At 62.4% G+C, this 10,157-nt stretch carries 10 protein-coding genes; 3 read left to right on the top strand and 7 right to left on the bottom strand.

What is annotated here, in order from left to right; translation table 11 throughout:
* The 4 genes from kdsA to C1D09_RS34135 all read right to left on the bottom strand — a co-directional run.
* Positions 1–693, bottom strand: a 693-nt coding sequence (gene kdsA, locus C1D09_RS27575; RefSeq protein WP_143977213.1) for a 3-deoxy-8-phosphooctulonate synthase, incomplete at its 3' end; no start/stop codon positions are given.
* Positions 690–1,580, bottom strand: a complete 891-nt coding sequence (locus tag C1D09_RS27570; RefSeq protein WP_143977212.1) for a VOC family protein — start codon at positions 1,578–1,580, stop codon at positions 690–692. The genes kdsA and C1D09_RS27570, both read right to left, overlap by 4 nt.
* 92 nt (positions 1,581–1,672) lie before the next feature.
* Positions 1,673–1,963, bottom strand: coding sequence for a Dabb family protein (locus C1D09_RS27565; RefSeq protein ID WP_143977211.1), 291 nt, complete (start codon positions 1,961–1,963; stop codon positions 1,673–1,675).
* Between the two features lie 168 nt (positions 1,964–2,131).
* Positions 2,132–2,266: a hypothetical protein gene (locus tag C1D09_RS34135; protein WP_257784390.1), complete on the bottom strand. Its 135-nt coding sequence runs from the start codon at positions 2,264–2,266 to the stop codon at positions 2,132–2,134.
* Between the two features lie 282 nt (positions 2,267–2,548).
* On the opposite strand from C1D09_RS34135, the gene C1D09_RS27560 reads away from it, so the two are divergent.
* A complete protein-coding gene (locus tag C1D09_RS27560; RefSeq protein WP_143977210.1) occupies positions 2,549–3,805 on the top strand; it encodes an SAM-dependent methyltransferase in 1,257 nt (418 codons plus the stop codon).
* A 111-nt stretch (positions 3,806–3,916) separates the two neighbouring features.
* A complete protein-coding gene (locus C1D09_RS27555; protein WP_143977209.1) occupies positions 3,917–4,900 on the top strand; it encodes a glycerophosphodiester phosphodiesterase family protein in 984 nt (327 codons plus the stop codon).
* A 481-nt stretch (positions 4,901–5,381) separates the two neighbouring features.
* Here C1D09_RS27555 and C1D09_RS27550 read toward each other — a convergent pair whose 3' ends face one another.
* Together C1D09_RS27550 and C1D09_RS27545 are read right to left on the bottom strand one after the other, a co-directional pair.
* Positions 5,382–7,361, bottom strand: coding sequence for a bifunctional 2',3'-cyclic-nucleotide 2'-phosphodiesterase/3'-nucleotidase (locus tag C1D09_RS27550; protein WP_143977208.1), 1,980 nt, complete (start codon positions 7,359–7,361; stop codon positions 5,382–5,384).
* Positions 7,362–7,510: 149 nt separating this feature from the next.
* Positions 7,511–8,776, bottom strand: coding sequence for an NAD(P)/FAD-dependent oxidoreductase (locus tag C1D09_RS27545; protein ID WP_143977207.1), 1,266 nt, complete (start codon positions 8,774–8,776; stop codon positions 7,511–7,513).
* A 162-nt stretch (positions 8,777–8,938) separates the two neighbouring features.
* On the opposite strand from C1D09_RS27545, the gene C1D09_RS27540 reads away from it, so the two are divergent.
* On the top strand, positions 8,939–9,589 hold the full coding sequence (locus C1D09_RS27540; protein WP_143977206.1) for a 5-formyltetrahydrofolate cyclo-ligase: 651 nt from the start codon (positions 8,939–8,941) through the stop codon (positions 9,587–9,589).
* A 32-nt stretch (positions 9,590–9,621) separates the two neighbouring features.
* On the opposite strand, the gene C1D09_RS27535 is transcribed toward C1D09_RS27540, so the two are convergent.
* The gene (locus C1D09_RS27535; protein ID WP_010909317.1) at positions 9,622–10,095 is read right to left on the bottom strand and encodes an Lrp/AsnC family transcriptional regulator; all 474 of its coding nucleotides are present in this window, start codon (positions 10,093–10,095) and stop codon (positions 9,622–9,624) included.
* Positions 10,096–10,157: the final 62 nt, after the last annotated feature.

Genomic DNA, 10,157 nt, shown 5'->3' with positions numbered 1-10,157 from the left:
CGTCTCGACAAAGCGGCGCTCGCCACCGGACGAGCCGCCCTGCCCGCCCGGCTGCTGGACCGAATGCGTGGCGTCGAAGATCACCGGCGCGCCGATCTCGGCCATGATAGGCAGCGCGCGCATGTCCGACACCAGCGTGTTGTAGCCGAAGGACGCGCCGCGCTCGGTTGTGAGCACGTTGGCGTTGCCGGAACCGGTGATCTTGGCGACCACATTCTTCATATCCCAGGGCGCGAGGAACTGCCCCTTCTTCACGTTGATGACCTTGCCGGTTTTCGCGGCGGCGACCAGCATGTCGGTCTGGCGCGACAGGAAGGCCGGGATCTGCAGCACATCGACATGCGGCGCGACGATCGCACACTGTTCCTCGGTGTGGACGTCGGTCAGCACGGGGAGCGAAAATTCCTTGCGCAACTCGTCGAAGACCGGAAGTGCGGCGTCCATGCCGGCGCCGCGCGTTGCCGATAGTGAGGTGCGGTTGGCCTTGTCGTAGCTGGTCTTGTAGACGAGGCCGATGCCGAGTTTGGCCGTCAATTCCTTCAGCGCGCCGGCCATGTCGAAGGCATGCTGGCGCGACTCGAACTGGCACGGGCCGGCGATCAGCGCCAAGGCCGCCTTGTTGTCGAAGACGACATTGCCGACCGTTACCGACGAATTCGGTGCCATCGAATTGGGCACTTGGGGCTTGTTCATTGTGTCTCCCGGAAGATGAAAGCCGCGCCCTGTCCGGATGCCGGCCGCACGACAATATCAGTGCCCGCTATATCGTGTTGGATAGCATTGGCTGCAAGCAGGCTCGACGTGGCATCTATGCCGCAGACGGCAAAGACGATCGCGGCGAAGCGCAGCTTCGTGGACGAACCCGCCGGAATGCCAAAGCGAGCGGTGAATGATTTGGGGTCGAGCACGCTCAAGGTTGCCCTTGGCAGGACAAACGCCCCGCCGTCGCCGCTGGCAGCAGGATCGTTCGCCGAGATGGAAATCAGCCTATACTGTTCGGTGGGCTGGTCGCTGATCGCCACCACCTCCAAAATGCCAGTGGCACCATTGGCGTGGGCCTGCAACGCCGTACGGTCCACGTCAGGCGCATTGATGCGCTGGCAGACAAACAGGAATGCGTCGGTTGCTCCGCTGGTCGCAGCAAAGGCGAGCTTGAACGATGCGGTATCGCTCTTGCCCGATGTATCGGTGAAAGCGCGCGAAAAGCTCAGCATGCCTCCCGCCGACAGACCCGCGCCGACGAAACGTGCGTGGTCGGCATCGGCATTGTCGGTCGCCAGGACCACAGCCGAAAACCCGTCGTCGCCACGGCTGTCGCGATAGAGGCGATCGCGCGCGACGAAGACGTTGCCGGCGGCCGTCGCGTCGATCGCTGCCTGTTCATTGCCAATCGCGAGCGGCTCCAGATAAGTGCCGTCAGCGAGAAAAACGCAGCAGTTTACCGTTCCAAAGGGATGGACACCGGTCGGCGCGACGACGAAGCCCAGCGCAGTGAGGCGGGCTCGCGCCACATCGAGGTCCGGCGTCGGCAAAACGAGATGGTCAAGCGGATGCGTGCCGGTGGTTGGTCTGTCGGTCATCGGGCGCGGTGTGCATCATTCCGGAGCGCGGTTCAAGGCCGTTTCCAGCCGCCGGCCGCCGGCACTTGTCGAGCTCCAGAACCGCGCCCGGATCAGCCGCGGGCCACGACATCGGCGGAATAGCGCAGTTCGCGCAATGGTTTGACCTTGGCTGTCGTCTGCGCATAGAGCGGATGCGCCTTGTAGGCGGCCAGCGCCGCGTCATCGGCGAACTCAGCATAGACGACGACATCAACTTCGTCCGACAGCGGGTCGACCTTGGTGTTCAAAGTGACCTCGAAGAGACTGGAATGAGGAATGTTGCCGAGCGCCAACAGCCCGGTGCGCACTACCTCCACATCCTCCTTGCGCCGCGCGCTGAAGAAAACGATATGCCGGATCAATCCTGCCTCCTCGATCTGAATGTCGGGGTCTTTTGTGACGGCGGTTTCGTCGCGTCAACCGTTCATGGCGCCACGCGTCCTTGCGACGCGCGACAAACGATGCCGGTGCCAATCCCGCGGCGACGGGCATGTGGGACGACGCGCGGGGCTGCGCTCTTCGAGGGAAGTTCAGGCCTTGCCGGTCACGTAACGCACGACGTGATTGAGCTCCCTGACCGAGATGTCCAGATACCGGCCCTGATTGTAGAGGCCGTCCCAGATCAGGAAAAACGCGATTGCCGCAATGACGATTACATAACGCATGGCTAAAGCTATCGCACATGCGCCGCGACGGCCATAGACGTTTTGGATTGTGGACAGCAGCAACTTGACGCAAGGCGCAGATGCCAGACGCCACGTGGTACATCCCCGCCAGTGGCCTGCCTCTTGAAGTTCCCCCTCATCACGTGGAAGATTGTGGCAGGCATTCAGTGGGAAGCACCGGGAGCTACGTGGACAAGGCACGGCTTTCGAACCTGGCGAATGACCCAAGAGAACCGTGACCCGGCAATTTGCGCCGGCACCACGGAAATCCAGGGGCACGAAATGGCAGACGGGGATCATCATAGCGTAGCGCCGAGCGAAGCGGTCAGGCTCGACGAGTTCAATTTCGCCGAGATCGTCAAGGGCCTGCCGGTCAAGGCGCGCATGGTGCTGTCGGCGGCGATGAATCTGCCGCGCGGCTCGCTCAAGGTCAGGATGCCGGATGGCCGCGCCGTTCTCGTTGGCGGCAAGGGGCCTGGCCCCGATGCGGAGCTGGTGCTCAAGAACTGGCGCCTGCCAGGCCGCGCCTTTTCCGGCGGTACGATCGGCGTTGCCGAATCCTACATGGACGGCGATTGGGAAAGCCCCGACGTCACCAGCTTCCTGGAATTGTTCGTGGTCAATTCGGCGATCGGCGAACGCGTCGCCGGCGGCGCCAGCTGGCTCATCAACACCGTCCAGCGCATCCGCCACTGGTTCAACGAAAACACACGCACCGGTTCGAAGCGCAACATATCGGCGCATTACGATCTCGGAAACGCGTTCTACAAGGAGTGGCTCGATCCGAGCATGACCTATTCCTCGGCGCTCTACGCCAATGGCGCCAACGACCTGGAGAGCGCCCAGGCCGCCAAATATCGGGCGCTGGCCAGGGACACGGGCATCGGCGGAAAGGACCATGTGCTGGAGATCGGCTGCGGCTGGGGCGGTTTCGCCGAATTCGCGGCACGCGAAATCGGCTGCCGCGTAACCGGGCTGACGATCAGCCGCGAACAGCACGATTTCGCCAAGGAACGCATCGCCAAGGCCGGGCTTGCCGACAAGGTCGACATCAAGCTGCAGGATTACCGCGACGAAACAGGGACTTACGACCGTATCGCGTCGATCGAGATGTTTGAAGCGGTCGGCGAGAAATACTGGCCGGTGTTCTTCTCCAAGATGAAGGCCTGCCTGAGGCCCGGGGGCACTGCGGGCCTGCAGATCATCACCATCAACGAGGCCGCCTACGACACCTATCGCGCCAGGCCGGATTTCATCCAGCGCTATGTTTTCCCGGGCGGCATGCTGCCGACACCGTCGATCCTCAAGGCGCTCGGCAAGGACCATGGCCTCGCGCATCTACGCGAGCGCGTGTTTCCCGATGACTATGCGCGCACGCTCGCCGAATGGCGCAACCGCTTCTGGGTATCCTGGGAAAAGATCGTGCCGCTCGGCTTCGACGACCGCTTCAAGAAGCTCTGGGAGTTCTACCTGCACTATTGCGAAGCGGGTTTCCGCGCCAGCTACATCGATGTGCGGCAAGTGGTCTACAAGGCGTAGGCCGCCGTGAACTGCCAATGTCGGGCCTGATCTCGACATCGCCCTGTGATCGCCGTCAAAAAGTCCGATCCTCAAGCAGGATGTCGCCTGGGACAGGCGAATCGAAAAATCATGGGCAAACGGACAATCTTCTTCGCGTGCGTCACCGTCGCGGCGGGAGGTATCTGGTTCAACAACAGCTCATTGCTGTCGAGCCGTCCTCCCGGCTTTCCGGCAGTACTTGCCCATCGCGGTCTTGCCCAGGATTTCGACCACACGGATCTTGGGTCCGACACATGCACGGCCAGTCGCATGCTGCCGCCTCGCCATGCCTACCTCGAGAACACGATTGCCTCGATGGAAGCCGCCTTCGCACTTGGCGCGGACGCGCTCGAACTCGATGTCCACCCGACGATGGACGGCAAGTTCGCTGTCTTCCACGACTGGACGCTGGATTGCCGAACCGATGGCAAGGGCGAGACCCGCGGCCATTCCATGACCGAGCTGAAGACGCTCGACATCGGCTACGGCTACACGGCCGATGGCGGCAAGACCTACCCGTTTCGCGGCAAGGGGATCGGCATGATGCCGTCGCTGGACGAGGTCGTGTCGCACTTCCCGGCTCGCCGCTTCAACATCAACGTCAAGAGCAATGATCCCCACGAAGGCGAGGCGCTGGCTGCCTGGCTCGCCAGGCTGACACCCACGGAACGCGGCTACCTCTCGGTCTATGGCGGCGACAAGCCGATTGCCGCGGTCAAAGCGGCGTTGCCGGACATGCATACGCTGAGCCGCGCGTCGCTCACGCAATGCATCGCACGATACGCCGCGCTGGGGTGGAGCGGATATGTTCCGGATGCCTGCCGCCAGGGCATATTGCTCATCCCCATCAACGTCGCCAAGTGGATGTGGGGTTGGCCCGACCGTTTTCTCGACCGCATGCAGGACGTCGACACGCGCGTCTACCTACTCGGCCCCTATTCGGGCGGCGGTTTCTCGCAAGGGCTGGACGATCCCCAACTCATCAACCAATTGCCGGATGGCTATTCCGGCGGCATTTCCACCGATGCGCTGGATCGCGTCATGCCGGTGATCAAGCAGCGTTTCGCATCCTAGCCGAGCCCGCCCGCTGTCGACCCGCCTCCACCCCTTCGATCGCATCCTCTTGATGCGAACGTGATGAAACCGGGATCACGCGTCTATCGTTTTGACGCATCCGACGCCCGCGCCCAACCCAACGCCGAGCGCCTCAGATCATAGGAGGCTTCCTTGAAGCGAACTGTTGCCGCCATCGCCATCCTGCTTGCCGCCATATTTGCTGCCGAAGCACGGAGCGTAGTTCCACCAACACTCATGAATGATCCGCTGGGCCGTGGCCTCAGCCCAGCCTTGACGCCTGGCGCGAGCGATCTCATCGACAATACGCCAACCTCGACCATCCACGAGGTGCACACTCCGGCCGGCATGTCGCCGTTGACCGTGCCCAGCGATCCGACTGGCACGTCCCTCGAGCCGACGCGGCCAATCAGCCCGCAAGCCCCAGCGACGGCCTTGCCGTTGGCGCCGGCGCCTGCAAACTGACGCCGTGCGATGCCGATCAGAGAAGGATGCGATACTTTGCAAACCCCGCTTCGCCCTCGCCGGCCGGTTCGATCTTCAGCGACTTCACATCGGCGATGAAATCCTTCGCCTTTACGCCTGTCTCGAAGACGACGCTGGTTCCCGGCAGCGGTGCGAACGACCAGTTGCCGTCGGCCGACGGGTTGATGGTGCCCTGGCTCACAATGTAGCGAACGATGACGTCGCGGTTGGTGTCCGGCGCCTCGTAGATGATCTTCGAGGCATTGATGTCGGGGAAATTGCCGCCGCCGCCGGCCCGGTAGTTGTTGGTCGCAACGACGAATTTCCGATTGGGATCAATTGGTTTGCCGTCGAACATCAAGTCGACAATGCGACTGGCGCCAGCATTCGCCACTCCGCCCTTGGTGTCGTATTTCGGCGGCTGCGACAGATCGATCTTGTAGGAGACGCCATCGATGACATCGAAATTGTATGACGGGAAGTCGGTGTTTATGAGCGCCTGGTCAGCCTTACCAACCTCGATCTTGTTGAAGATGCCGGCCGACATCTCCAGCCATTCCTTCAACTGCGCCCCCGTGATCTCAACGGCCCGCACGGTGTTCGGGTAGAGATAGAGGTCGGCGACATTCTTGATGGCGATGTCGCCGGCCGGCACGTCGGTGTAGTAATCGGCACCGTTGCGCCCGCCCGCCTTGAAGGGAGCAGCGGCCGACAGCAGCGGCACATCCTTCCACTGCGTACTTTTGAGAATATCCTTCAAGTACCAGGTCTGCGCCTGGCTGACGACCTGCACCGACGGGTCGTCGGCGACCAGCGCGAAATAGGAATAGAGCGGCGCGGAGGTCTTGCCGACCGGACGGCGCACATAGGCCAGGGTCGCCTGGTGGTCCTGTTCGAGGGCGGCGATGATGCGCTTGTCGTCGGAGACGGTCGGCTTGTTCTTGTTGTCGACGCGCTCGAAGATCGGCCGCGCCTCGGAGGTCGCGGAAACGACCTTCCATTTGGATCCGTCACGCTCCAGCATCAGGTCGATGAGACCCATATGCGAGCCCCAGAAACCGCCCATCACGGCGGGCTTGCCCTGCAGCGTGCCTTTCTGCGTGTCGACGCCTGCGAGCGACTGGAAGTCCTTCTTGCCGGGGAACACCAGATGCTGGTGGCCGGTGAACACGGCATCGATGCCATCGACGCCGGCAACGAAGAACGAGGCGTTCTCCATCATGTCACCCTGCTTCACGTCGATGCCTGAATGCGAAAGCGCGATGACGATGTCGGCGCCCTCTTCCTTCATCTGCGGCACCCAGGCCCTGGCCGCCTCGACGATGTCTCGCGTCTTGACGCTGCCTTCGAGATTCTTGAGGTCCCAGACCATGATCTGCGGCGGCACGAAGCCGATGATGCCGATCCTGATCGGTTGCTCGGCGCCCGAACCATCCTTGATCTTCCTATCGAGGATCACATAGGGCTTGAGATAGAGCTTGTCGTCGCGCGGGTTGGCGGCAAGCTCGGTGCCGCGGATCAGATTGGCGCAGACGAAGGGGAAATTTGCGCCCGCCAGCACCTTGTCCAGGAAGGAGAGGCCGTAGTTGAACTCGTGGTTTCCGAGGGTCGAGCACTCGTAGCCGAGCAGGTTCATGCCTTTCATGATCGGATGCAGATCACCGTCCTTCAGGCCCTTCTCGTAGGCGATGTAGTCGCCCATCGGGTTGCCTTGCAGCAGGTCGCCATTGTCGATCAGCATCGAATTGACGGCTTCCTTGCGCACCGCTTCGATCAGCGACGCCGTGCGCGACAGACCCATCGTGTCGTTGGCTTTGTCGGCGTAGTAGTCATAAGGCAGCACGTTCACGTGGATGTCGGTGGTCTCCATGATCCGAAGATGCGCCTGGTTGGCCTGGGCGCGGGCGGAGAAGGGATGAAGCACGATCAGCGCCCCTGTGGCTGCGGCGCCGGCGAGGAAACCGCGGCGGGAGACGGAATGGAGCAGTTGCGACATGTATTCTCCTCATTGACAACGTGACACGCCCTGCCCCAAGCGAACTTCGCGCCGAAATCAGCTCAAGTCCATTCAAGAAGTCGCGCGCATCCGCACGCCAATCCATCAGCACCAGATGACGTGCGGATGAATGGGACAGTGAAGAAGAGTCAGGTCTTGTCGTCGTCACCCTGGGTGATCAGCCGGGCGCTGCGCTGCCCCGTGAGGTAGATCCATAGCCAACTCAGGGAAACCGCAAGCCGGTTGCGGAAACCGATCAGGAAATAGATGTGCGCGATGCCCCACAGCCACCAGGCGAGCCAGCCCGTCAGCTTGATCCAGCCGAAATCGATCGCGGCGGCGCGTTTGCCGATCGTCGCCAGATCGCCGGCATGTTTGTAATGAAATGGCCGCGCGGTGTTGTCACCGCCGAGCCTGGACTTGATGGTCGCGGCGACGTGGCGACCCTCCTGCTTGGCGGAAGGCGCCACGCCGGGTACCGGCCGCCCATCGGGCCGCAGCACAAGGGCGGCGTCGCCGATGACGAAAATGTCGGGGCTGCCAGGCACGCTGAGGTCAGGCTCGACGAGCACCCTGCCCGCGCGGTCCGCCTTCGCTGCCAGCCACTCGGCGACGGGCGAAGCGGCAACGCCAGCTGCCCACAGGATCGTTCGGGCCGCCAGCTGCTTGTCGCCAAACACGACACCTTCGGCGTCGCAGCGCGTGACGGCCCGGCCGAGCTCGACCGTCACGCCGAGTCGCTCGAGCGCCTTGCTGGCATAATCTGAGAGTTTTGGAGCGAAATTGGCCAGGATGCGGTCACCGGCCTCGATCAGTACCACGCGTGTTTGCCGCGTGTCGATGTTGCGGAACTCGCCGCGCAGCGTGTCGTGCGCCAGCTCGACTATGGTGCCGGCCAGTTCCACGCCAGTCGGGCCGCCGCCGACGATCGCTATGGTCAGCAGCGCCTGGCGTCTGGCGGGATCGGTTTCCCGCTCCGCCTGCTCGAAAGCCGTGAGAATGCGCCGGCGGATCGTTGTGGCGTCCTCCAGCGTCTTCAGGCCTGGCGCGAAAGGCTCCCATTCGTCGTGGCCGAAATAGGCGTGACGGGCGCCGGTGGCGAGCACCAGCGTGTCATAGGCGACGGTGCTGCCGTCATCGAGCAACACGCGTTTGCCGGTACGGTCGACGCCGGTGACATTGGCCAGCAGCGTCGTCACGTCCTTGCGTTTGCGCAGGAGATGGCGGATCGGCCAGGCAACCTCGGAGGTCGCCAGCGCGGTCGTGGCTACCTGGTAGAGCAGCGGCTGGAAAAGATGGTGGTTGCGCTTGTCGATCATGGTGATGCGCACGGGCTGTCCAGCCAGCGCGTGGGTGAGTTCGAGGCCGCCGAATCCCGCGCCGACGACGACAACATGGTGGCTGACCTGGTTCATCTCATTCACCCTGATGGCAAGATGCCTGTCCCGGATGTAGGTATTTTTGTGCACTGCAACAACGCAGAGATAGTGCCCGGGACTCGCCCTCCCATGTCGTGAATGCACAAGTTATATCGTGTCGCGAGGTATAGTGTCACCGAACACGCTATGAGGTGACGCATGGCCAACGATCATGACGACCAGGGTCCGGCACAGTATGCCTCGCCTCCCTGCTTCATGCACGAGCTCGATCCCGAATTCCGGGCGCCGCTGTCCGACTGGACCGATGTGCGGCGTTGGCGCAAGGCCGAACGCGAGCGGCTGATCGCGGCCCGCCTTGCCGTTTCGGCCGACGCGCGAACGGCAATGTCCCGGCGCATCGCCGAAGGGCTCGACACGATCATCGGCGAGATCCGCGGCCGCATGGTCAGCCTTTACTGGCCGTTTCGCGGCGAACCGGATCTGCGGCCATGGATGGCGTCCGTCAACGAGCGCGGCGGCAGCACGGCATTGCCCATCGTCGTCGAGAAAGGACACCCCCTGATCTTCCGTGCCTACAAACCGGGGGACCGATTGGAAAAGGGCGTCTGGAATATCCCGATCCCGGCTGAGGGCGATCCCGTGCTGCCGGACATCGTCGTCGCGCCGATCGTCGGCATTGACCCGGCAAATTATCGCCTGGGTTATGGCGGCGGGTTCTTCGACCGCACGTTGGCCGCCATGCCGTCCAAGCCGCTGGTCATCGGCGTCGGCTACGAACTGCAGCGCGTTGCCACCATCTATCCGCAGCCGCACGACATTCCGATGGATCGGATCGTGACGGAAGCCTGAAGCCTGTCTGGAGCAAGGTCAGCCCGGGAAGCTCAAGCCATCTCAGGCTTCATGCCCATGGCGGTGCGGTCGACGATTTCGCGCAAGGCGAAGGACGAGTTGATCTTGGTCACATGCGGCATGGCCGATAGCCATTCCTTGTGGATGCGCTCATAGTCGACCAGGTCTTTGGCCGCGATGCGCAGGATGTAGTCGTATTCGCCCGACATCAGGTGGCAGGACAAGACATTGGGGCAACGCTTGATCGCTGCTTCGAAATCCGACAGCGTCTTCTCGAACTGGCCCGACAGCGATATATGCACGATCGCCGTCATCTGATGACCGAGCGCGGCATTGGACAGCCGGGCGTGGTAGCCACGAATGGTTCCGGATTTTTCCAAATTGTCGAGCCGGCGCGAACAGGCCGACTGCGACAGGCCAACCTTCTCGGCGAGCGCGGCATTGGGTATCCTGCCGTCCTTCTGTAAAGTCTCAAGAATGGCGATATCGATCCTGTCTAGCGGCATTTTTCGTGAATCCTGCGAATATCCTGCTATTTCGCGCAAGGATTATCGAAACAGGCCGGGCC

This window comes from Mesorhizobium intechi, from assembly GCF_002879535.1.
Classification (GTDB): Bacteria; Pseudomonadota; Alphaproteobacteria; order Rhizobiales; family Rhizobiaceae; genus Mesorhizobium; species Mesorhizobium intechi.
Note: the sequence above shows the minus strand (reverse complement) of the source record. Positions and strands in the feature narration are given on the sequence as shown.